The 22,444-nt window shown below is 39.6% G+C and carries 19 protein-coding genes, 24 tRNA genes and 3 rRNA genes; 4 read left to right on the top strand and 42 right to left on the bottom strand.

Annotated elements, in window-relative coordinates; all coding sequences use genetic code 11:
* Nucleotides 1-136: 136 nt before the first annotated feature.
* The 8 genes from ACMGE6_RS07545 to ACMGE6_RS07510 form a co-directional block, all read right to left on the bottom strand.
* Complete coding sequence (locus ACMGE6_RS07545) at nt 137-277, bottom strand: SAS053 family DNA gyrase inhibitor (protein WP_414045885.1); 141 nt, start codon at nt 275-277, stop codon at nt 137-139.
* 13 nt (nt 278-290) lie between these two features.
* On the bottom strand, nt 291-902 hold the full coding sequence (locus tag ACMGE6_RS07540) for a glucosamine-6-phosphate isomerase (protein WP_414045884.1): 612 nt from the start codon (nt 900-902) through the stop codon (nt 291-293).
* 34 nt (nt 903-936) lie between these two features.
* Entirely contained in the window at nt 937-2,067 is a 1,131-nt protein-coding gene (nagA, locus tag ACMGE6_RS07535) for an N-acetylglucosamine-6-phosphate deacetylase (RefSeq protein ID WP_414053315.1), read from the bottom strand.
* 250 nt (nt 2,068-2,317) lie between these two features.
* Nucleotides 2,318-3,055: an oxygen-insensitive NADPH nitroreductase gene (nfsA, locus tag ACMGE6_RS07530; protein ID WP_414053314.1), complete on the bottom strand. Its 738-nt coding sequence runs from the start codon at nt 3,053-3,055 to the stop codon at nt 2,318-2,320.
* 11 nt (nt 3,056-3,066) lie between these two features.
* Nucleotides 3,067-3,540, bottom strand: coding sequence for a tRNA (uridine(34)/cytosine(34)/5-carboxymethylaminomethyluridine(34)-2'-O)-methyltransferase TrmL (gene trmL / locus ACMGE6_RS07525; protein WP_414045881.1), 474 nt, complete (start codon nt 3,538-3,540; stop codon nt 3,067-3,069).
* The gene (gene queG, locus ACMGE6_RS07520; protein ID WP_414053313.1) at nt 3,541-4,665 is read right to left on the bottom strand and encodes a tRNA epoxyqueuosine(34) reductase QueG; all 1,125 of its coding nucleotides are present in this window, start codon (nt 4,663-4,665) and stop codon (nt 3,541-3,543) included.
* Nucleotides 4,666-4,819: 154 nt separating this feature from the next.
* Entirely contained in the window at nt 4,820-5,542 is a 723-nt protein-coding gene (locus ACMGE6_RS07515; protein WP_414053312.1) for an amino acid ABC transporter ATP-binding protein, read from the bottom strand.
* Nucleotides 5,535-6,977 (bottom strand): ABC transporter substrate-binding protein/permease, encoded by a 1,443-nt coding sequence (locus tag ACMGE6_RS07510; protein WP_414054846.1) that lies wholly within the window; start codon nt 6,975-6,977, stop codon nt 5,535-5,537. The genes ACMGE6_RS07515 and ACMGE6_RS07510 overlap by 8 nt, the downstream gene beginning before the upstream one ends.
* Before the next feature lie 166 nt (nt 6,978-7,143).
* Here ACMGE6_RS07510 and ACMGE6_RS07505 point away from each other — a divergent pair, with 166 nt between their 5' ends.
* Complete coding sequence (locus ACMGE6_RS07505) at nt 7,144-8,298, top strand: aminotransferase class I/II-fold pyridoxal phosphate-dependent enzyme (RefSeq protein WP_414053311.1); 1,155 nt, start codon at nt 7,144-7,146, stop codon at nt 8,296-8,298.
* A gap of 40 nt (nt 8,299-8,338) precedes the next feature.
* Here the strand turns inward: ACMGE6_RS07505 and ACMGE6_RS07500 are convergent, their stop codons facing one another.
* Entirely contained in the window at nt 8,339-9,385 is a 1,047-nt protein-coding gene (locus ACMGE6_RS07500; RefSeq protein WP_414053310.1) for a PTS transporter subunit IIC, read from the bottom strand.
* Nucleotides 9,386-9,489: 104 nt separating this feature from the next.
* On the bottom strand, nt 9,490-9,807 hold the full coding sequence (locus tag ACMGE6_RS07495; protein WP_414053309.1) for a MazG-like protein: 318 nt from the start codon (nt 9,805-9,807) through the stop codon (nt 9,490-9,492).
* A gap of 142 nt (nt 9,808-9,949) precedes the next feature.
* Here ACMGE6_RS07495 and ACMGE6_RS07490 point away from each other — a divergent pair, with 142 nt between their 5' ends.
* Nucleotides 9,950-10,504, top strand: a complete 555-nt coding sequence (locus ACMGE6_RS07490) for an ATP-dependent Clp protease proteolytic subunit (protein ID WP_414045876.1) — start codon at nt 9,950-9,952, stop codon at nt 10,502-10,504.
* A gap of 35 nt (nt 10,505-10,539) precedes the next feature.
* Here ACMGE6_RS07490 and ACMGE6_RS07485 read toward each other — a convergent pair whose 3' ends face one another.
* Genes ACMGE6_RS07485 through ACMGE6_RS07475 form a run of 3 tightly spaced genes read right to left on the bottom strand, consistent with a single transcriptional unit; the run spans nt 10,540 to nt 11,418 of the window.
* Nucleotides 10,540-10,728 (bottom strand): hypothetical protein, encoded by a 189-nt coding sequence (locus ACMGE6_RS07485; RefSeq protein ID WP_414047098.1) that lies wholly within the window; start codon nt 10,726-10,728, stop codon nt 10,540-10,542.
* A gap of 13 nt (nt 10,729-10,741) precedes the next feature.
* A complete protein-coding gene (locus ACMGE6_RS07480) occupies nt 10,742-10,918 on the bottom strand; it encodes a hypothetical protein (RefSeq protein ID WP_414053308.1) in 177 nt (58 codons plus the stop codon).
* A gap of 11 nt (nt 10,919-10,929) precedes the next feature.
* Complete coding sequence (locus ACMGE6_RS07475; RefSeq protein WP_414053307.1) at nt 10,930-11,418, bottom strand: AAA family ATPase; 489 nt, start codon at nt 11,416-11,418, stop codon at nt 10,930-10,932.
* A gap of 92 nt (nt 11,419-11,510) precedes the next feature.
* On the opposite strand from ACMGE6_RS07475, the gene ACMGE6_RS07470 reads away from it, so the two are divergent.
* Nucleotides 11,511-11,882, top strand: coding sequence for a YkvA family protein (locus ACMGE6_RS07470; RefSeq protein ID WP_414053306.1), 372 nt, complete (start codon nt 11,511-11,513; stop codon nt 11,880-11,882).
* On the opposite strand, the gene ACMGE6_RS07465 is transcribed toward ACMGE6_RS07470, so the two are convergent.
* Entirely contained in the window at nt 11,879-12,697 is an 819-nt protein-coding gene (locus tag ACMGE6_RS07465) for an alpha/beta fold hydrolase (RefSeq protein WP_414053305.1), read from the bottom strand. The genes ACMGE6_RS07470 and ACMGE6_RS07465 overlap by 4 nt on opposite strands.
* Before the next feature lie 213 nt (nt 12,698-12,910).
* Between ACMGE6_RS07465 and ACMGE6_RS07460 the strand changes: the two genes are divergently transcribed.
* On the top strand, nt 12,911-13,822 hold the full coding sequence (locus tag ACMGE6_RS07460; protein ID WP_414053304.1) for an EamA family transporter: 912 nt from the start codon (nt 12,911-12,913) through the stop codon (nt 13,820-13,822).
* A 25-nt stretch (nt 13,823-13,847) separates the two neighbouring features.
* On the opposite strand, the gene ACMGE6_RS07455 is transcribed toward ACMGE6_RS07460, so the two are convergent.
* The 28 genes from ACMGE6_RS07455 to ACMGE6_RS07320 form a co-directional block, all read right to left on the bottom strand.
* Nucleotides 13,848-14,225 (bottom strand): PH domain-containing protein, encoded by a 378-nt coding sequence (locus ACMGE6_RS07455; protein ID WP_414053303.1) that lies wholly within the window; start codon nt 14,223-14,225, stop codon nt 13,848-13,850.
* A 114-nt stretch (nt 14,226-14,339) separates the two neighbouring features.
* Nucleotides 14,340-14,421, bottom strand: a tRNA-Leu gene (locus ACMGE6_RS07450).
* 428 nt (nt 14,422-14,849) lie between these two features.
* Nucleotides 14,850-14,923, bottom strand: a tRNA-Cys gene (locus tag ACMGE6_RS07445).
* Nucleotides 14,924-14,928: 5 nt separating this feature from the next.
* Nucleotides 14,929-15,000 (bottom strand) — tRNA-Gln (locus tag ACMGE6_RS07440).
* 15 nt (nt 15,001-15,015) lie between these two features.
* A tRNA-His gene (locus ACMGE6_RS07435) sits at nt 15,016-15,088 on the bottom strand.
* 2 nt (nt 15,089-15,090) lie between these two features.
* Nucleotides 15,091-15,164: transfer RNA gene (locus ACMGE6_RS07430), tRNA-Trp, on the bottom strand.
* Between the two features lie 20 nt (nt 15,165-15,184).
* Nucleotides 15,185-15,268 (bottom strand) — tRNA-Tyr (locus ACMGE6_RS07425).
* 3 nt (nt 15,269-15,271) lie between these two features.
* Nucleotides 15,272-15,347: transfer RNA gene (locus ACMGE6_RS07420), tRNA-Thr, on the bottom strand.
* Between the two features lie 22 nt (nt 15,348-15,369).
* Nucleotides 15,370-15,442: transfer RNA gene (locus ACMGE6_RS07415), tRNA-Phe, on the bottom strand.
* Between the two features lie 7 nt (nt 15,443-15,449).
* Nucleotides 15,450-15,525 (bottom strand) — tRNA-Asp (locus tag ACMGE6_RS07410).
* Nucleotides 15,526-15,533: 8 nt separating this feature from the next.
* Nucleotides 15,534-15,607: transfer RNA gene (locus ACMGE6_RS07405), tRNA-Met, on the bottom strand.
* 51 nt (nt 15,608-15,658) lie between these two features.
* Nucleotides 15,659-15,751, bottom strand: a tRNA-Ser gene (locus ACMGE6_RS07400).
* 14 nt (nt 15,752-15,765) lie between these two features.
* Nucleotides 15,766-15,839, bottom strand: a tRNA-Ile gene (locus tag ACMGE6_RS07395).
* A gap of 38 nt (nt 15,840-15,877) precedes the next feature.
* Nucleotides 15,878-15,951, bottom strand: a tRNA-Met gene (locus ACMGE6_RS07390).
* A 20-nt stretch (nt 15,952-15,971) separates the two neighbouring features.
* Nucleotides 15,972-16,047 (bottom strand) — tRNA-Ala (locus ACMGE6_RS07385).
* A gap of 22 nt (nt 16,048-16,069) precedes the next feature.
* Nucleotides 16,070-16,143 (bottom strand) — tRNA-Pro (locus ACMGE6_RS07380).
* Between the two features lie 20 nt (nt 16,144-16,163).
* A tRNA-Arg gene (locus tag ACMGE6_RS07375) sits at nt 16,164-16,240 on the bottom strand.
* 3 nt (nt 16,241-16,243) lie between these two features.
* Nucleotides 16,244-16,332, bottom strand: a tRNA-Leu gene (locus ACMGE6_RS07370).
* 42 nt (nt 16,333-16,374) lie between these two features.
* Nucleotides 16,375-16,449 (bottom strand) — tRNA-Gly (locus ACMGE6_RS07365).
* A gap of 5 nt (nt 16,450-16,454) precedes the next feature.
* Nucleotides 16,455-16,538, bottom strand: a tRNA-Leu gene (locus tag ACMGE6_RS07360).
* Between the two features lie 18 nt (nt 16,539-16,556).
* A tRNA-Lys gene (locus tag ACMGE6_RS07355) sits at nt 16,557-16,632 on the bottom strand.
* A gap of 6 nt (nt 16,633-16,638) precedes the next feature.
* A tRNA-Thr gene (locus ACMGE6_RS07350) sits at nt 16,639-16,714 on the bottom strand.
* A 15-nt stretch (nt 16,715-16,729) separates the two neighbouring features.
* Nucleotides 16,730-16,805, bottom strand: a tRNA-Val gene (locus ACMGE6_RS07345).
* A gap of 12 nt (nt 16,806-16,817) precedes the next feature.
* Nucleotides 16,818-16,932 (bottom strand): 5S ribosomal RNA (gene rrf, locus ACMGE6_RS07340).
* Nucleotides 16,933-17,142: 210 nt separating this feature from the next.
* Nucleotides 17,143-20,067: ribosomal RNA gene (locus ACMGE6_RS07335) — 23S ribosomal RNA — on the bottom strand.
* A 143-nt stretch (nt 20,068-20,210) separates the two neighbouring features.
* Nucleotides 20,211-20,286 (bottom strand) — tRNA-Ala (locus ACMGE6_RS07330).
* A gap of 44 nt (nt 20,287-20,330) precedes the next feature.
* Nucleotides 20,331-20,407 (bottom strand) — tRNA-Ile (locus ACMGE6_RS07325).
* A 90-nt stretch (nt 20,408-20,497) separates the two neighbouring features.
* Nucleotides 20,498-22,049: ribosomal RNA gene (locus tag ACMGE6_RS07320) — 16S ribosomal RNA — on the bottom strand.
* Together the 16S, 23S and 5S rRNA genes with 24 tRNA genes alongside form the textbook arrangement of a ribosomal RNA operon.
* Nucleotides 22,050-22,444 lie beyond the last annotated feature (395 nt).

The raw sequence follows: 22,444 nt of genomic DNA, 5'->3' as shown, positions 1-22,444 counted from the left end.
CTTACATTCATTAATTATTCATAAAAAAATAGTCTCTGTCTATCATTGACTGGTGATAATAAACAAAAACCGACTAAACAAAAAATCACCACGCGATTTAAAGGTTAGTCGGTTAAAAATATGCTTTATTAATGTGTTACTCAGGATTATCTTCTTTATCTAATGCTTCTCTCTCTTCAGCATTTTGTTCAGAAATCTGTTCCATTTCTTTACCTAATTCAACAACATCATCAAAATTTGTTACCATTTCATTCTTATTGTCATTAGCTGTTGACATACTCATCATTCCTTTACGCAAATTTTTGGAAATAATATTCACGTACATCTTCAGGTAAACCAGCTGCAGCTGCATCATCTAAAATCACATTCACCATACGGTGTGTCTTTAAGTTTGCTGCTTCAAAACTACCACCTGCTTCTGTGTGATATAACTTTTCAACGATCGAAGCTTTATCAGCACCCGTTAAAACTAGAATGATTTCACGCGCAGAACGTAAACCTTTATCGTCATCCTGATTAATTTCCTGATAGCCAACTGATCCGTCTTGAGTTACTGTCGCAAAAAGCGTCGTTAATTTACCTTTATTTTCTTTAGTCTTCGCTTCATTTTTGATTAAGTCCATGATATCTTTTCCACTTGCGGCATGATATTGTTTATCTACTATCCCAACCACACCGTATTCACCTTGTAATTTATCATAATCAAAAATGTGAATCTGACTCGTATCCACTGGATTTTTTGAGACATCTGCTTTCAGTTCAGCTACTACGTGATGTGCTTCATCTCCAAGTGCTGTAGCAATAATAGACGTCGGGTTGTTGTTCATTTGCTTTCTAAATAAATCTGCTACGTAATTTGATACAGTTAATTTGTCCCCAAATACTTTAAAATTCATCGCCATGATGCTTCCTCCTAGAACATTTCTTTTATGCTTATCATTTATTATATATGTTATACCCTCTTTTTACAGTCCTTAACACATTAAATTCATCATCCAGTAAAACAAAATCTGCCTGCTTACCTACTTTAATACTCCCCAGGCGACTATCTTCTCCAAGTGCAACTGCCTGATTATAGCTCATTACTCTCCAGGCATTATCCACAGACTCTCCAGTATATTCTATAAAATTTTTCAATCCATCATTCATTTTTAGTACACTGCCAGCTAATGTTCCGTCTTTTAGGCGCGCTTCATTACCACACACGTTAACTTTCTGGCCACCAAGTTCACTTTCACCATCGCCTAGACCTTTCGCACGCATTGCATCTGTAATCACCATAAAATTATCATTTCCTTTTAAACGATAAGCAATTTTTACTGCTGCAGGATGAGAATGTACACCATCTACAATACATTCTGTTTTCAGCTGATCATTTAGCCAGGCTGCGCCAAATGCCCCTGGTTCACGATGTGTGAATCCTGTTGCTGCATTATATAAATGGGTAATATGGCGTAAGCCGTTATCCACAGCTTCATTCATTTCATGAAAAGTAGCAACGGTATGACCTGCTGAAAAAATAATATCTTTAAAATGCTGAATCACTTCGCTCGCACCTGATACTTCTGGAGCAATCGTTATAATTTTTATTTTATGATCCGCTGCTTTTTGCAATGTATCAATCAGTTGAATTGAAGGATGCGTCACATATTTCGGATCTTGTGCGCCTACTTTATGTTCAGAAATAAATGGACCTTCCAGATGTATACCTAATAGCTCAGCTCCTTTACTGTCAAATGATGCAATAGACTGAAGTGCTGTCGTTATCCTCGGTAATGATTCAGTCATCGTTGTCGCAAGAAAAGCGGTTGTTCCTTCACTGAGTAATCCTTGGCTTAAAGTGTTTAATGACTCATGATTGCCATCCATCGCATCTGCTCCGTATCCTCCGTGAATATGAATATCAATAAATCCAGGCAGTAACATAAAACCATGAGCATCTATCGTCTCAGCATTTCCTGAATAATCTCCCTTACCATAGGAGATTATATTTTCATCAAACTCGATATATCCGTTTTCAATTACTTCATCTTCTGTAAAGATTTTCGCATTGATTATGGCCTGCATAAGATCATCCTTTTATTTGTTGTTTTAAAAATTTATCGAATAGGTTATAATAATATTATTAATGAAATCTAGGGGGATTACCAATGAATACATTATTAATCGGAATGGTATGTATCGCGTTCCTTACTGCTATCTTAACTGCTGGTCGTGAATCTAGCTACGGTGTTAAAGAAAAAGATTTAAACAAGTAATCATTACAAAATAAAATCCGAAGACATATCAACTATATTGATTATGTCCTCGGATTTTTTTATTGTTTTAAAAATCCTTGCTGCTTCACCACATCATCAACATCAAGTCGTGCCTTATTACTCAGCATACCGATGACCTGTTCACTCCATTTATCATTACGAGCACCGTTCGTTCTTTTAGAGTAATAATCAGCTGTCGATGCATCGTATGCCTCATAATCAGCATAATCAAAGGGTTGATATGTGTTCTCGTGATAAACTACTTTTCGTGGCAGACGTTCTTTCTGACTTCCCTCATTATCTGGTACGCCAACAACTATACCAAATAAAGGATAAGTATATTCAGGTAATTGTAGTAAATCGATTACTTTGTGCATATTATTGCGCAGTGAACCGATATAGCATATGCCAAGCCCCATACTTTCAGCAGCCACCGCCATATTTTGACTGGCAAGGGCAGCATCAACAGTCCCCACGATAAATGATTCTGTCGTACCAAAATAGTCATCTACCGGCTGATTAAGATGTTGTCCAAGCATTGCATGACGATTGAAATCGGCAATAAATACAAATAAGTGGCCATTATGTTCCACATAAGACTGTCCACTAATTTCACGAAGTTGCTGCTTAACTACAGGATCAGTAATACCAATGATTGAATATGCCTGAACATAGCTTGATGTTGACGCACTTTGGGCAGCAGTAACAAGTGTGTTTATCGTTTCTTGTGATAATGCTTCATCTTTGAATTTACGTATTGAACGGTGATTACGCATTAATTGAATGACATCATTCATAGTATCCCTCCTTAGCTTAAACCAGGATAATTTTGCTGACGTAATGCTTCATAGATAAGTATTGCTGCTGTATTAGATAAATTAAGTGAGCGCACATTATCGTTCATCGGAATACGCAATGCAGTGTCCATATACTTTTCTTTCACCCAGTCTGGAAGTCCAGTTGTTTCACGACCAAAGATAAAGTAATGTTTCTCTTCTGTATTACTATAGTCAAATGTCGTGTGTGGTTTAGTACCGAATTTTGTAAGTAGATAATAATGTCCTTCATTTTTCTCAAAGAACTCTTCAATACTATCGTAATAAGTGATATTAACAAATTTCCAGTAATCAAGTCCTGCACGGCGAAGCATCTTATCATCCGTAGAAAATCCTAAAGGACGAATTAAATGCAGGTGCGTATCTGTGGCTGCACAACTTCGAGCGATATTTCCTGTATTTGCTGGTATTTCAGGTTGATATAAAACTACATTAATAGATGACATTTATAATTCCACACTTCCTATACTTTTTAATATTTCTAGTTTAACATCTTTATCTGTTTCTTTATCATATCTTGCTTTCAAATACTCTTGTTCATTTTTACTGATCTGACCGATTGCCCAGTAGGCGGTTCCTTTAATTTCAGGACGCGGATCATTTTCAGCGATGTCTTTTAAATCTGGAATTGCTTCAGTTTCTTTGAAATGTGCCAGTGCAAGTATTGCATTGCGCTGAATCGGCTTTTTTCCACGCCAGGCGCCTGCTAAATGACCAAACTCCGCTTTAAATTGTTTATTGGTCATCTTAAGCAATGGTACTAAAAGTGGTTTTAACGTTTCCGGCTGAAGCGCTATATCATGTTGTGTCGTATTAATGCCACGATTTTTCGGACAAACTTGCTGACAAGTATCACAACCATAGAGCCTATTACCAATCTTACTGCGGTATTCATCCGGCATAAATCCTTTTGTCTGGGTCAGGAAACTGATGCATTTATTAGAATCAAGCTGACCATTCCCTAGTAAGGCACCAGTTGGGCATCGATCAATACAAATCGTACAATCAAGGCATGAATCAATTACTGGATGATCTGGCTCAAAAGGAATTGAAATGAGGATTTCACCTAGATAAGTCCATGTCCCTAAATCCTTATTTAAAATAAAGCCATTTTTTGCTGCATAGCCTATACCCGCACGTTCTGCTACCGCTCTGTCGCTTAACACCCCGGTATCTACCATATTCATCGTTTTTACATCAGGGACGCGCTCCTTAATAAAACTCACAAGTAGTTCCAGCCGTTTATTTAACAATGTATGATAATCAATCCCCCAGGAAGCACGCGCAAATATTCCGCGACGCGCCCCGCGTAAACTTTTAGGAGCATTCGGCAATTTATTAGGATAACCTACTGCGATTGCAATGATTGACTGTGCTTCAGGCATTGAGTACTTCGGATTGATTCGTTCTTCAATCGTGCCTTTTTCAAATCCTGAGTCATAATTATTTTTATAATACGCTTCAAGTTTCGGGCGTAGTGATTCAAAAGGTTCTGCTGTCGTAAAACCGATTGCATCAATACCAATCGTTTTACTATAATCAATAATTTCCTGCTTTAGTTTTTGATACATCACTACGCCTCCACTCTTTTAAAATTTTTAAGAATACTATTTTACCATAAAAAAAGAGAAGATTAGACATTTAATTTGTCTTATCTTCTCTTGATATAAAGTATAACTTTAGCAAAAAAGATGCACTGACTATCAGTTACTTCATTTGCTTACATTACAATACTTTTGACAAGAATGCTCTTGCACGTTCATTTTTCGGATTATTAAACAGAATTTCTGGTGACGCATCTTCTTGAATAACACCGTTATCCATAAATACGACGCGATCTGCTACTTCTCGTGCAAATCCCATTTCATGAGTTACGACCACCATAGTCATACCTTCTTCGGCAAGCTTTTTCATAACCGCAAGAACATCCCCTACAACTTCAGGATCAAGCGCTGAAGTTGGTTCATCAAAAAGTATCACATCCGGATCCATTGCCAGTGCACGCGCAATTGCGACACGTTGTTTCTGCCCCCCTGATAATTGAGAAGGATAGTTATCAGCTCTATCTGACAAACCTACTTTTGCTAGTAAATCTAATGCTTTCTCCTGAAGTACAGTTTTATTACCTTTCCCTAAAAGCAATGGTGCGAGCATTAAATTTTCTTTGGCTGTTTTGTGTGGAAATAAGTTAAAACTTTGGAACACCATCCCCATCTTCTGACGGAGTTTATTAATATCTGTTCCTTTCGCGGTTAAAGCGTTACCTTCAAAGATTATTTCTCCACTTGTCGGTGTTTCAAGAAGATTTAAGCAACGTAATAAAGTAGATTTACCGCTTCCTGAAGGTCCAATAATAGCAACGACCTCTCCTTCAGAAATTTCCAGATCAATCCCTTTTAATACTTCGACTTTTCCAAAATTTTTATGCAGATTATTTACTTTAATCACTAACACTCATCCTCCTTTCAAATACATTCATCACTCGGCTCAAGGCAAAGGTAAGGATGAAGTATACAATAGCAGCTATCAGTAATGGTGTGAATGGATCAAAAGATGCACCCTGAACGACTTGCGCATTAAACATAAGTTCAGATACGCCAATAACTGAAACAATTGATGACTCTTTAATCACCGTAACAAATTCATTACCTAATGCAGGTAAAATATTTTTAATCGCTTGCGGCATAATCACTTTGTTCATCGTTTGTGCATGACTCAGACCGAGCGAACGTGCTGCTTCAGTTTGTCCTCTATCCACTGCATTGATACCCGCGCGGATAATTTCAGCAATATATGCAGCACAATTAATCACCAGTGCAATCGCCCCACAAATAAAGGCAGATAAATCAATCCCAAGAACTGCTGTCGTACCGAAATAAACTAAGAATACCTGTACAAGTAATGGTGTGCCACGAATAAATTCAATGTATATCCATGCAATTGTCTTTAAGATAATATTCTTGCTCAATTTCATAAAGGCAAGAATGCCTCCAAATAATGAACCTAGTACTACACCAATTAATGAAATAAGAATGGTCGCACCGATACCCTGGATAAAAAATGATCCATACTTACTAAAGAATGATCCTTCATCAAACATAGCTTCATTTGCTTTTTCTTTATATCCTTTTAATAAGCCTTTATCGTCTACTTCTTTAATCGTCTTATTCAAAGCATCGAGTAATTTTGGTGAATCTTTTGAAAATGCAATGGCTGTACCTTTGTTTTCGTCTGCAAATTTCATCTCAGAGAATGTTAAATTCTTATTTTGAGATAAATATGCTTCACCAACCGGCCCTTCAAGCACGACGCCATCAAGTTTGCCGGTATTAAGCGACATGATAATTTCAGGCACACGTGTAAGTGATGTCACATTTGCATCTGGAATTTCTGTCTTTGCCAGTTCTTCTTGTGTCGTCTGTTTTTGTGCACCGATACTTTTACCTTTGAAATCTTCAACTGTCTTTAACTTATCAGCATCTTTCTTCTGTATAATCATACGTTGCTGCACATGCATATAATAGTCAGAGAAGTCTACTTCTTTCTTACGTTCAGGTGTTGGACTCATACCTGAAATAATAACGTCGATCTTTCCTGTTTTTAAAGCCCCTAGCAGACTATCAAATTGCATATTAACAATTTTTAGTTCTACACCTAAATCCTTGGCTAGTTTTTTTGATAATTCGATATCAATACCCGCGTACTCACGTTTACCATTTACCGTCTTCTCAAATTCATACGGTGCATAGTCTGCAGAAAGCCCCACACGTAGTACACCATTCTTCTTAATCGTGTCATACTGATCTGTTTGAGCTTGCGTCTTTAACGGAACACACGCAAATAGCAGTATAAAAATAAAACATAAACGCATCATTTTATTCATCGACAATGACTTCCCCTCCTTTAGATAGTATTTATCATACACTTTTATGTATAAGTATTCAAGACTGAATATTAAAATAATTTAATAGTTTTATCACAATTATTTTGCGTCATGCGGCATTTTCACATATAATCATTAAAAATGATAAGAAAGAGAAGTGAATAATATGCCACAATTAAATCAATATATCAATGAAGTCACGATACCAGGCACAAGAGAGTTTGCGAATAAAGCTGCTGGGCTTGACGATTGTATCGACCTGACACTTGGTCAATCTGACTTCCCACCTCCCGCTTCCGTAAAATCTGCGATGATCAATGCAATTAACGACAATCAATTGCGTTACACCCATAACCGCGGCTTAATCACACTACGTCAGGCGATTGCACAATCAATAAAGAAAAAATTTAATGTCGACTATGATGCAGAAACTGAAATAGTTGTGACTAACGGTGGATCTGAAGCAATTGATGATGTGTTCAGAACAATCATTAACCCAGGAGATGAAGTCATTCTACCGTCTCCGTGCTATCTTGGATATGAGCCAATCCTTAAGTTACTGGGGGCAACTGTCGTTTTGGTAGATACTACAAAGACAAACCTTGTACCGACACCTGAAGCAATAAAAGCTGCGATCACCGACAAAACAAAAGCAGTACTCTTTAATTATCCGACGAATCCTACCGGAAAGACTTTGACATTAGAACAAATCAATCAACTTACTGAAATGTTGAAAGATGAAGATATATTTATCGTAACCGATGAAATATACAGTGAGAATGTATATGAAGGACCGCACCATTCATTTCTTGAAAAACTTGAGTTGCGTGATAAATTATTTGTCATCAATGGTCTATCAAAATCTCATGCAGTAACGGGTGCACGTATTGGTTATGTAGTATCTAGTGCTGAACTCATTACACATGTCACATCTGTTCACCTTTATAATTCGATTTGTGTAGCAACTCCTAGCCAGTACGGTGCTATTGAAGCCTTCAAAGATCGTGAAACTGTTAAAGAAATGAATCAGGCGTATATAGAACGCAGAGATTTTCTGTATGATAAGCTGCAAACATTAGGCTTACCTGTTGAAAAACCACAAGGCGCATTTTATATCTTCCCGAATATCTCTAAGTACAATAACAACGCTTATCAGTTTGCAACCGAACTGCTCAATCAGGAAAGACTTGCTGTGGTACCTGGTAGTGCTTTTTCAAAATATGGCGAAGGACATATTCGTTTATCATTTGCATCAAGTATGGATGAGTTAAAAGAGGCGATGAAAAGACTTGAGAGATTCTTAAAACACTATAAAAATTAAAAAAGATGTAAGTTTCCATAAATGGAAACTTACATCTTTTTTATTGTTCTGCTTTATATAAAAATATCTCATCATTATAACCAGGTAAAATTTTCTTTAATAGCTGATGTGTTGCAAAAGCAATAGGTAATGGAATAATAACGTAAGCAAAAAGTAAACTAATTACATTCTGCATAACAGTACCATCCATAAACTTAAACGCATTGATTGGACCAACGAGACCTGTATATCCAAAACCAGCCGACATCGGCGTTCCTTGAACATTGAAGAAATAGGCACATAAGCCTGCGACAATACCATTGATCAGTAATGCAACTATAATAATAGGATGCTTAAAGTAAACAGGCATCATCATTTTTGCAGCACCAATAATTAAAGTAATCATCGTACCTTTGTCATTTACCTTCATCGCTCCAAAGATGAAAGTATAACAGCAGGCAACAATCCCTAAGTTCGCTGAACCACTGCCTAATCCAGACAAACTGATGACCGTTGCAATCGCAACTACTGATATCGGTGTTGCCATTAACACACTGTAACTAATACCAATTAAAATACACATTAATAATGGATTTAACGTTGTAAAGTGATCAATAATCTGACCAATTCCACCTGTGAACTGTCTTACAAAAGGTAAAGTCAGCGAACCGATAAATCCAGGAAAAATCCCTGCGATTAAAGGCAGGAATACAATATTCATACTTCCCATCTTATTCCCAAGAACAATCAGTAGAAATGCACTCAGCGCAATCGTTAACATCATATTGATAATGTCACCGATTCCCATGAACATAAATCCTTTACCATTAAACTGCACCGCACCTGATCCAAGTACTGACGCACCTGATAAGATTGCTGTCTGTAATCCGTTAAACTTAAACTGTTGGCTAATCGTGATCCCTGCTAAAGCACTTAAACAGAACTGGAAAATAGATAATAAATGCCCAAGACTAGTAAAAATAGGATGAAACTGTGCCAAATATTTAAATAGCTCACCGAGCATTGCATTCGGCACAAGTGCAACGACTATCCCTGCTGCCATACCATTTAAAATATTAGAAAAAAACTGTTTTCCGCTCATATTCATTTGTTTACCTACCCTTATATGATTAATAACATCTTTATATATCTACCATACTTTTATATGTAAAAGCAATATGTTTTTTGTAATTTTTTAAACGCTTTCATTAATTACTTGCTAATTTTCTCGATTGTATTAAAAACTTCAGGGAGAACATGTAAAATATCTATATCACTACGATCAGCAATATTGATTAACCACCAGATTGACTCAGCAATTTTATATCCGAGTTCACCATCGCTATCCGGTTTTGGCCAGCGCCCTTGCTTATCCATCACCAGACGTCCTACAATCGCTGCATCAGTTAAGAAAGCCAGTGCATCTTCTTCCAATGACCACTCGCTTTGGTGATGTTGCACTTCTAATGCGTGATATTGCTTTCTTATTTTTATAGCTTGCTCTATTAAACTCTCAAACGACTGCTCCATTTAATCACCTTATTGTTTTTTTATCATCATAACAGAAATCATCCATAGAAAATCAGTAAAGTTAAAAATAATAATCCATATTTTTTGACTTAAATTGACCAAAGCAATAAAATAATAATAACAAGCTTATAGGAGGCATATTATGACAAACGAAAATAAAGACATTATGCTGGAAAAATTAATAGATTCACGTACAATATTAATCTCAGGTGGCATTGATGATAAATCTGCCAAAGAAGTAGTTAACCAATTATTATTATTAGATTCTATCAATCATGAACCCATCAAATTAATCATTTCATCTCCTGGTGGACATGTTGATTCAGGTTATTTAATTCATGACATGATTAACTTCATTGAATCTGAAGTTAAAATCATTGGCGCTGGATGGGTAGTAAGTGCTGGTGTGTTAATCTACTTATCAGGTAAAAAAGAAAACCGCTATGCATTACCTAATACGCGCTTTATGATCCATCAACCAAGTGGCGGTACACAAGGACAAGCATCTAACATGGAAATTACAGCGAAAGAAATTATCCGTACACGTCAAAAGTTAAATGAATTAATCGCTCGTGAAACAGGTAAAACTGTGGAAGAGGTTGAAGAACATACAGGCCGTGACTACTGGTTAAATACTCAGGAAGCATTAGAATACGGTATCGTTAATAAAATAATTGAAAATCAAAAAGAAATATAATAAAAATGCATCCCCATGAATATGGGGATGCATTTTTATTTCGATGGATTTTTATATAAAAGTAATGCAACAGAAGTGATAAAGTTGCACGTCAATAAATAAATAATAAATTCTATAAGCATATCTTCTGCAATTTTCGTAATAAGCAGCCATATAAAAATCAATGGAATATACAAATTAAAGAAAAAATAATATTTTTTAAATTTATCAAAACTCTTAATCATCAAAACCCCTCATTTATTCCACTGAATCAATCACTTCATAAATCACCGACAAGCTATACATATTCATTCTTGTTTCAATAATATTATGACTGATGACTCTAATATTATCCCACGCGATAAATTCTTCAAGTTCCTGCATACAGCTATCAATTAACACAAATTCTTTTGTAAATAATTTATATTTTGACATAGAACTTCTCCTTAAAGTTTCATTAAATAGTTGTTCACTTCTTCACGTGATTTAAAGACAAAGATTGTTTTATCCTGATATGCTTTCATCAATGCTAACACTTGTGGTCTACTATCATAAGGATATCTTTTAACAAATTCTAAAAATTCAGGGTCTGTATTATCTTCTTCAATCCATGGCATATCTGGACGTGCCTTACCTTTTCGTTCCTCAATACTATTTAAACAAACATCGACTGGCAAATCAAGGAAAAATATTGTATCGCATTCTTTTACTCTGACTTCTAATGTACTCCCATAATTTCCATCGATAATCCATGCTTCACTGTTTAATATATTTAACAATCGATTTATAAAAATCTCTCTATTAACAACGGTTTTATCTGCATTCCAGTTTAATAGATCTAAGTGATAGAGTGGTACATTTATTTTTTTACTCAACTGTCTCGCGAACGTACTTTTTCCACTACCCGGACTTCCTATGATAATTATCTTTTTCATAATTTTATCCTTTCAATGTATAATATATATGATATGAGCATATTTTTTCTTACACTATAATCGTTATTATAACTAAAATAAGAGGTTATCATATGAATTTAAAGCAACGTGCAAAACAATTAAAAATTGATGTTCCCGCTATTTTTATAGCATTACAGCGTAAAGAAACGCCAATACTCGCGAAAGTACTGGCGCTCATTACAATCATCTATGCACTATCTCCAATTGATCTAATTCCGGATTTTATACCGGTACTTGGATACTTAGATGACGCAATTCTTTTACCTATATTTATCAGTTTAACAATTAAAATGATACCAGATGATGTATTTAAGTCATGTCAGTTAGAATCACAGTCGCTTACGCGCAAAGATTTAAAGCGCTGGTATTTTGCGCTGCCTATTATTTTAATATGGATCCTTACTTTCATTATGCTTTATCAATTGTACTTATATTTATCCTAAACTAACCCTTCACATTGCTCGACGAATTTTCTCGCCAGGCGTCGTACTTCATCATACGCGTCAATCATAGGATTATGTCCAGTATTAGTCAAAATGATTGTATCGATATTTTCTTTTGGTTCAAAAAATTTTATTTGATCACGATATCCTACAACATTATCATATTGACCTAGCAGAACATATACTATTGTTTCATCATGTATATGAATATTATCTTCACATCTAAACTGATAAAATTCATTATCCTGACGTCGTAAATTTTTCATAAATTGATTGTTAGCACGTTTAATTCCAGGCACCATGAGCTTTCTGAACAATTCCCATGTATGGTGGTTAATGCGCACTGTCATCGCCAGATAATCCTTATAATAATCTTTATCCTCAACGACTTCAAATTGTTCATCAACTTGACGATCAAGCTTTTCCAGCGTACGTAGATGCTTCTGCCCTTCAACAACAGGACAAGTAATGAAGGCAGATTTTACTTGTTCCTGCAATCTATCCATCACGCCTAAGCACATATAACTACCATATGAATGACCGACTAGTATAAATTGTGCATCACCAGTCATTTCATCGATAAACGCTAAAACGACTTCCAATATATCATTTGTACTGTCTAATCCTAGATCGGCTTCAGACTCCCCCATACCAGGAATGTCTAAATAGATACGCATGTATTGCTGAAAGATATCATTATACATTTCATAATGACTCGTTAAATCAACTCCATTCCCATGAAAAAAATATACAGGAATACCTTCACCTTCAACTCTATAGTTTAATGTAACATCTTTAATTTCAATTGTTGTCATTCATATAACCTCTCTATCTCTATTAAATAATTCGTTAAATATATTGCTATTATTATTCTTACCCATTTTATATTAAAATTTTTACTTTTATTTTTTTATATTCGAATTGCACATACAACATAAAAGTATAAGTAGATAGACGTAATTGATAACACATTGACAGTACATTTAACAAAAAATTATAATGAAGTAAAACTTTAATGAGGTGAAAAGATGAATAATAAACAAAAGGGCATCTTTTACGTCATACTCGGCTCAATGTTTTGGGGAATCGGAGGAACGGTATCACAAAAACTATTTCAAAGTTACCAGATACCACTAGACTGGTTTATCACCATTCGTTTGATCTTCAGCGGTATGTTTCTGTTATTTCTTGCAGGAATATGCAAACAAAATATCATAAATATTTTTAGCGATAGACATACTATATTTCAATTATTCATTTACTCAATATTTGGTATGCTCGCCGTTCAATATACTTTTTTAGCATCAATTGAAGCAGGCAATGCAGCAGTTGCAACCCTCCTGCAGTATTTAGCACCCATTGTTATCCTTACCTTTCTACTGGTAACGAGAAAAATATCGTTTAAATGGATCGATCTTATAATAATACTCATCTCTACGTTTGGAACATTCCTATTACTTACTAGTGGGAATATCAATAATATTGTAGTCGCACCGAAAGCAATATTTTGGGGACTTTTATCTGCAGTAGCAGCAGCCTTCTATACGATGTATGCCGGAAGATTATTTATAAGAAATACACCACTAACTGTTATTGGTTGGTCTATGATATTTGCAGGTTTATTTATCAGTCTATTTAATAGGCATTGGAGTATCAATCCATTCTCATTTGGAATAAAAGGTATTTTTTTTATAACATTCGTCATTATAGTAGGAACTGCATTATCCTTCTTTCTTTATCTGCTGAGCGTTAAATATATCAATCCACAACTTACAGCTCTTCTAGGTTGCATTGAACCACTCACAGCAGTATTACTATCAATTTTATGGCTGAAACAACCTTTTAATATCATCCAGGTGTTCGGTATGCTTATCATACTCAGTGTTGTCATATTTATATCAATTATAAATAGCAAAGAAAAACAAGCATCTCACACTTGAGATGCTTGTTCTATTAATTAATGATTTAATTTAATAAACGTTTCGCAATTAGCTTTTGAAGGTTTACAATATCCGTATCTTTATTAAATAATTTTACAATCGGCATTTGAATACCAGCAACAAATAATTTTAACTCTGCATCTATATCAAAACGTCCTGCATTCTCCACACTAAATGCTCTAATATTTTTATAAGGAATTGTAATAAATTCAATCTTCTTACCTGAATAGCCTTGTTTATCGACGATTAGTATACGTTTATTGGTAAAAACAAGTAAATCACGAATCAATACAAAACTAGCCTCAACAATCTCATCATCAAGTAAATAATCCTGAAATTCAGCTTGAACCTCTCCTGCATTCTTCTCGCTAGAATTGCCCATTAGTTCATCAAATAATCCCATCAAAATACCTCCTTATTTTGTATATTTACAATATAACAAATCGGTATGGAAATTAATAGCAATATCATTATTAAATAAAAACCCCTTAAACGTATCGTTTAAGGGGTAATCTGATACCACCGGTCGGGGTCGAACCGACACTCCGTGAGGAACCGGATTTTGAGTCCGGCGCGTCTGCCAATTCCGCCACGGTGGCATAGTAAAATTAATTATTTAAGTAAGTATAATACTAACAATAAATATCGTCAAGAATTTAACTCAATCATGAAACTATGTTCACAAACACTTTATTAACTGATATAATTAATCTGTAATAAAGTCTCGTCAACTTTATTATCACCAAATTTCATTTTCGTTTAATTACTTTTAACTACAGAGCTATTTCTGTAGTTTTTTATTTTTAAACTATAATTAACGAAAAAAATAAGCTTGCATCATGCAGCTTAAAAAATGGAGCGGAACATAGGACTTACACCTATACCTCAAATCAGGAAGATCTGTATTCTAAAAGTTGAAATACTCCCGCATAATAATATGGAGCGGAAGGTAGGACTTACACCTACATCTCGAACCAGGAAGGTCCGTATTCTAAGAGTTGAAATACTCCCGCAAATATAAAATTAATGGAGGCGCCAACCGGATTTGAACCGGTGATAAAGGTTTTGCAGACCTCTGCCTTACCACTTGGCTATGGCGCCTAAAGCTGGGCTAGCTGGATTCGAACCAACGAGTGACGGAGTCAAAGTCCGTTGCCTTACCGCTTGGCTATAGCCCAATATTAAAAATTAAGGGCGACTGATGGGAATCGAACCCACGAGTGTCGGAACCACAATCCGATGCGTTAACCACTTCGCCACAATCGCCATGGCAGGGGCAGTAGGAATCGAACCCACACCAAAGGTTTTGGAGACCTCTATTCTACCGTTGAACTATGCCCCTAAAAATAAACAAATAAAAAATGGTGGAGGGGGGCAGATTCGAACTGCCGAACCCGAAGGAGCGGATTTACAGTCCGCCGCGTTTAGCCACTTCGCTACCCCTCCAAATGGTGCCGGAAAAAGGACTTGAACCCTCAACCTACTGATTACAAGTCAGTTGCTCTACCAGTTGAGCTATTCCGGCATAATAGAAAATAATAAAAAGATGGCTCAGGACGGAATCGAACCGCCGACACAAGGATTTTCAATCCTTTGCTCTACCGACTGAGCTACTGAGCCATACAAATGGCGGTCCCGACGGGAATCGAACCCGCGATCTCCTGCGTGACAGGCAGGCATGTTAACCGCTACACCACGGGACCACTTGTAATTGCGGGAGGCGGATTTGAACCACCGACCTTCGGGTTATGAGCCCGACGAGCTACCAGACTGCTCCATCCCGCGATAATAATAAATAATAAGTAAATCATGTTGTTTGCTGAAGTAAAATAATAATGGCGGAGGAAGAGGGATTCGAACCCCCGCGAGCCGTTAAGCCCCTGTCGGTTTTCAAGACCGATCCCTTCAGCCGGACTTGGGTATTCCTCCATTAAAATATTAAGTGGACCTTGCAGGACTCGAACCTGCGACCCAACGGTTATGAGCCGTTTGCTCTAACCAACTGAGCTAAAGGTCCTAAATCCTAAAAGTTCACATTTAGTTTTTAAAAAATAGTGGCGGCAGAGGGGATCGAACCCCCGACCTCACGGGTATGAACCGTACGCTCTAGCCAGCTGAGCTACGCCGCCGTTATAATATATAGTTAATATGGTGGAGACTAGCGGGATCGAACCGCTGACCTCCTGCGTGCAAAGCAGGCGCTCTCCCAGCTGAGCTAAGCCCCCATATTAAAGCTTTTAAAGCAAATCGGGAAGACAGGATTCGAACCTGCGACCCCTTGGTCCCAAACCAAGTGCTCTACCAAGCTGAGCTACTTCCCGTAGCTAGTAAATTAAAATAATGGCGCGCCCGAGAGGAGTCGAACCCCTAACCTTTTGATCCGTAGTCAAACGCTCTATCCAATTGAGCTACGGGCGCTAATGGTGCCGAGGACCGGAATCGAACCGGTACGGTAATCACTTACCGCAGGATTTTAAGTCCTGTGCGTCTGCCAGTTCCGCCACCCCGGCTTATTAAGAATAATAAGCAAGATATTTTATTGATAGAATTAATGGAGCGAAAGACGGGATTCGAACCCGCGACCCCAACCTTGGCAAGGTTGTATTCTACCACTGAACTACTTTCGCAAATATGGTGCGGGTGAAGGGAGTCGAACCCCCACGCCGTAGGCGCTAGATCCTAAGTCTAGTGCGTCTGCCAGTTCCGCCACACCCGCATATAATTTTTAAAAGAATGGTGAGCCATAGAGGATTCGAACCTCTGACCCTTTGATTAAAAGTCAAATGCTCTACCAACTGAGCTAATGGCTCAAGAAATGGTGCCGGAAAAAGGACTTGAACCCTCAACCTACTGATTACAAGTCAGTTGCTCTACCAGTTGAGCTATTCCGGCATAATAATAATTAAATGGTGGAGGATGACGGGCTCGAACCGCCGACCCTCTGCTTGTAAGGCAGATGCTCTCCCAGCTGAGCTAATCCTCCTGGGTATATATTGCCCGGCAACGTCCTACTCTCGCGGATCGTAAGACCAACTACCATCGGCGCTAGAGAGCTTAACTTCTGTGTTCGGTATGGGAACAGGTGTGACCTCTCTGCCATCGTCACCAGACAAATGAAAGATATGATATCCAGTTTCAACTCGCTGTCTTTCATCATTTTCTAAGCCTCTATAAAATCCTGACGGATTTTATATCGCCTTATCAAAAATGACTCAAGCCATAACGCTCGTTTCCACTTTTAACATTATACTTTCAAAACTAGATAAACTTAAGAAGAAATATGATGTACCAAACATCACCGTGCAAAAAATCTTATAAAATTGATTAAGTCTTCGATCGATTAGTATTCGTCAGCTCCATACATTACTGTACTTCCACCTCGAACCTATTAACCTCATCATCTTTGAGGGATCTTATAACCGAAGTTGGGAAATCTCATCTTGAGGGGGACTTCATGCTTAGATGCTTTCAGCACTTATCCCGTCCATACATAGCTACCCAGCTATGCCGCTGGCGCGACAACTGGTACACCAGAGGTATGTCCATCCCGGTCCTCTCGTACTAAGGACAGCTCCTCTCAAATTTCCTACGCCCACGACGGATAGGGACCGAACTGTCTCACGACGTTCTGAACCCAGCTCGCGTACCGCTTTAATGGGCGAACAGCCCAACCCTTGGGACCGACTACAGCCCCAGGATGCGATGAGCCGACATCGAGGTGCCAAACCTCCCCGTCGATGTGAACTCTTGGGGGAGATAAGCCTGTTATCCCCGGGGTAGCTTTTATCCGTTGAGCGATGGCCCTTCCATGCGGAACCACCGGATCACTAAGTCCGTCTTTCGACCCTGCTCGACTTGTAGGTCTCGCAGTCAAGCTCCCTTGTGCCTTTACACTCTGCGAATGATTTCCAACCATTCTGAGGGAACCTTTGAGCGCCTCCGTTACTCTTTAGGAGGCGACCGCCCCAGTCAAACTGCCCGCCTGACACTGTCTCCCGCCACGATAAGTGGCGCGGGTTAGAAAGTCAACACAGCCAGGGTAGTATCCCACCAACGCCTCCACGTAAGCTGACGCTCACGTTTCAAAGGCTCCTACCTATCCTGTACAAGCTGTGCCGAATTTCAATATCAGGCTGCAGTAAAGCTCCACGGGGTCTTTCCGTCCTGTCGCGGGTAACCTGCATCTTCACAGGTACTATGATTTCACCGAGTCTCTCGTTGAGACAGTGCCCAAATCGTTACGCCTTTCGTGCGGGTCGGAACTTACCCGACAAGGAATTTCGCTACCTTAGGACCGTTATAGTTACGGCCGCCGTTTACTGGGGCTTCAATTCGTAGCTTCGCTAATGCTAACCACTCCTTTTAACCTTCCAGCACCGGGCAGGCGTCAGCCCCTATACGTCACCTTACGGTTTTGCAGAGACCTGTGTTTTTGATAAACAGTCGCTTGGGCCTATTCACTGCGGCTCTTCAAGGCTTGCACCCTAAAAAGCACCCCTTCTCCCGAAGTTACGGGGTCATTTTGCCGAGTTCCTTAACGAGAGTTCGCTCGCTCACCTTAGAATTCTCATCTTGACTACCTGTGTCGGTTTGCGGTACGGGCACCTAATTTCTAACTAGAGGCTTTTCTTGGCAGTGTGAAATCAACGACTTCGCTACTATAATTTCGCTCCCCATCACACCTTGACCTTAAGAGTACCGGATTTGCCTAATACTCAGTCTCAGTGCTTGGACGTACATAACCAACAGTACGCTTCGCCTATCCTACTGCGTCCCCCCATCGTTCAAACAATCTTAGGTGGTACAGGAATATCTACCTGTTGTCCATCGCCTACGCCATTCGGCCTCGGCTTAGGTCCCGACTAACCCAGAGCGGACGAGCCTTCCTCTGGAAACCTTAGTCAATCGGTGGACGGGATTCTCACCCGTCTTTCGCTACTCACACCGGCATTCTCACTTCTAAGCGCTCCACATGTCCTTGCGATCATGCTTCGACGCTGCTTAGAACGCTCTCCTACCATTGTCCTACGGACAATCCACAGCTTCGGTAATATGTTTAGCCCCGGTACATTTTCGGCGCAGCGTCACTCGACTAGTGAGCTATTACGCACTCTTTAAATGATGGCTGCTTCTAAGCCAACATCCTAGTTGTCTGGGCAACGCCACATCCTTTTCCACTTAACATATATTTTGGGACCTTAGCTGGTGGTCTGGGCTGTTTCCCTCTCGACTACGGACCTTATCACCCGCAGTCTGACTCCCGTGTTAAATTATTTGGCATTCGGAGTTTGTCTGAATTCGGTAACCCGAGGGGGGCCCCTAGTCCAAACAGTGCTCTACCTCCAATAATCATCACACGAGGCTAGCCCTAAAGCTATTTCGGAGAGAACCAGCTATCTCCAGGTTCGATTGGAATTTCTCCGCTACCCACACCTCATCCGCTCACTTTTCAACGTAAGTCGGTTCGGTCCTCCATTCAGTGTTACCTGAACTTCAACCTGGACATGGGTAGATCACCTGGTTTCGGGTCTACGACCTGATACTCATTCGCCCTATTCAGACTCGCTTTCGCTACGGCTCCACATATACTGCTTAACCTTGCATCAAATCGTAACTCGCCGGTTCATTCTACAAAAGGCACGCCATCACCCATTAACGGGCTCTGACTACTTGTAAGCACACGGTTTCAGGTTCTATTTCACTCCCCTTCCGGGGTGCTTTTCACCTTTCCCTCACGGTACTGGTTCACTATCGGTCACTAGAGAGTATTTAGCCTTGGGAGATGGTCCTCCCGGATTCCGACGGAATTCCACGTGTTCCGCCGTACTCAGGATCCACTCAGGAGAGAACAACTTTTCGACTACAGGGCCTTTACCTTCTATGGCTGACTTTTCCAAAGTCATTCGTCTAAACTGTTCCTTTGTAACTCCGTATTGAGTGTCCTACAACCCCAGAATGCAAGCACTCTGGTTTGGGCTCTTCCCGTTTCGCTCGCCGCTACTAAGGGAATCGAGTTTTCTTTCTCTTCCTCCGGGTACTTAGATGTTTCAGTTCTCAGGGTGTGCCTTCTCATATACTATGTATTCATATATGGATAACATGACATAACTCATGCTGGGTTTCCCCATTCGGAAATCTCTGGATCAAAGCTTACTTACAGCTCCCCAAAGCATATCGTCGTTAGTAACGTCCTTCGTCGGCTTCTAGTGCCAAGGCATCCACCGTGCGCCCTTAATAACTTAATCTGTTATTAATATTGTGATGTCTACATAAATGTAGACGCGCGATTTTTTTAAGAATTCAAAAATGAACTCACTCGGTTTTGCTTGGTAAAATCTTTTATTTCTTCTTACTTTATCTAGTTTTCAAAGTACAATTTTAAAAATAATGGTGGAGACTAGCGGGATCGAACCGCTGACCTCCTGCGTGCAAAGCAGGCGCTCTCCCAGCTGAGCTAAGCCCCCATAAAGGTATTTATAATTTATCTATTTGAATTGAATATTTATAATGGTGGGCCTAAATGGACTCGAACCATCGACCTCACGCTTATCAGGCGTGCGCTCTAACCAGCTGAGCTATAGGCCCATTAAATGTATAAACATTCAAAACTGAATACAATATGTCAAACGCTATTCCGAAGGAATTTCAAGAATTCCTTTTCCGTAATATCCTTAGAAAGGAGGTGATCCAGCCGCACCTTCCGATACGGCTACCTTGTTACGACTTCACCCCAATCATCTGTCCCACCTTCGACGGCTAGCTCCTAAAAGGTTACTCCACCGGCTTCGGGTGTTACAAACTCTCGTGGTGTGACGGGCGGTGTGTACAAGACCCGGGAACGTATTCACCGTAGCATGCTGATCTACGATTACTAGCGATTCCAGCTTCATGTAGTCGAGTTGCAGACTACAATCCGAACTGAGATTGGTTTTATGGGATTTGCTTGACCTCGCGGTTTTGCTGCCCTTTGTACCAACCATTGTAGCACGTGTGTAGCCCAAATCATAAGGGGCATGATGATTTGACGTCATCCCCACCTTCCTCCGGTTTGTCACCGGCAGTCTCTCTAGAGTGCCCAACTTAATGATGGCAACTAAAGATAAGGGTTGCGCTCGTTGCGGGACTTAACCCAACATCTCACGACACGAGCTGACGACAACCATGCACCACCTGTCACTTTGTCCCCCGAAGGGGAAAGCTCTATCTCTAGAGTTGTCAAAGGATGTCAAGATTTGGTAAGGTTCTTCGCGTTGCTTCGAATTAAACCACATGCTCCACCGCTTGTGCGGGTCCCCGTCAATTCCTTTGAGTTTCAGTCTTGCGACCGTACTCCCCAGGCGGAGTGCTTAATGCGTTAGCTGCAGCACTGAGGGGCGGAAACCCCCCAACACTTAGCACTCATCGTTTACGGCGTGGACTACCAGGGTATCTAATCCTGTTTGATCCCCACGCTTTCGCACCTCAGCGTCAGTTACAGACCAGAGAGCCGCCTTCGCCACTGGTGTTCCTCCATATCTCTGCGCATTTCACCGCTACACATGGAATTCCACTCTCCTCTTCTGTACTCAAGTCTCCCAGTTTCCAATGACCCTCCCCGGTTGAGCCGGGGGCTTTCACATCAGACTTAAGAGACCGCCTACGCGCGCTTTACGCCCAATAATTCCGGATAACGCTTGCCACCTACGTATTACCGCGGCTGCTGGCACGTAGTTAGCCGTGGCTTTCTGGTAAGGTACCGTCAAGGTACGTTCAGTTACTAACGTACTTGTTCTTCCCTTACAACAGAGTTTTACGATCCGAAAACCTTCTTCACTCACGCGGCGTTGCTCCGTCAGACTTTCGTCCATTGCGGAAGATTCCCTACTGCTGCCTCCCGTAGGAGTCTGGGCCGTGTCTCAGTCCCAGTGTGGCCGATCACCCTCTCAGGTCGGCTATGTATCGTTGCCTTGGTGAGCCGTTACCTCACCAACTAGCTAATACACCGCAGGTCCATCTATAAGTGACAGCAAAACCGTCTTTCACTATTGCTTCATGCGAAGCTAAATATTATCCGGTATTAGCTCCGGTTTCCCGAAGTTATCCCAGTCTTATAGGTAGGTTACCCACGTGTTACTCACCCGTCCGCCGCTAACGTCAGGAGTGCAAGCACTCCGTCTGTTCGCTCGACTTGCATGTATTAGGCACGCCGCCAGCGTTCATCCTGAGCCAGGATCAAACTCTCCATAATAGTTTGTTTGATAATGCTCTTTGATTGCTTATGGCAATCACTCTTGGGAGTGAACTAAGTTCACTCAAATTATTGGAATTAACGTTGACATATTGTCATTCAGTTTTCAATGTTCATTTTTTCGCGTTACAAGAATTAATGATAACATAACTCAAATCTCTTTGCAACACTTATTTTAAAGAAGTTTTACACTCGTTTATTTACTTCGTTTCGCCTTTCGACTCACTCAGTATCACAAGCAGTAATTTAACTTGCTTTATTATATTACTCCGTTAAGAACAAAGTTTCAAGTGTTAGTTTTACACTTTTTCATTTATTCTTTTTGGATATTTAAAGCTGTGTGCCACTTGTTTTCAGCGACTTTTATATCTTATCAAGATGCGTGTCTTTCGTCA

It is taken from the genome of Macrococcus equi (assembly GCF_047426745.1).
Taxonomy (GTDB): domain Bacteria; phylum Bacillota; class Bacilli; order Staphylococcales; family Staphylococcaceae; genus Macrococcoides; species Macrococcoides equi.
The sequence above is the reverse complement of the archived record's forward strand: the minus strand, read 5'-3'. Positions and strand labels throughout refer to the sequence as shown.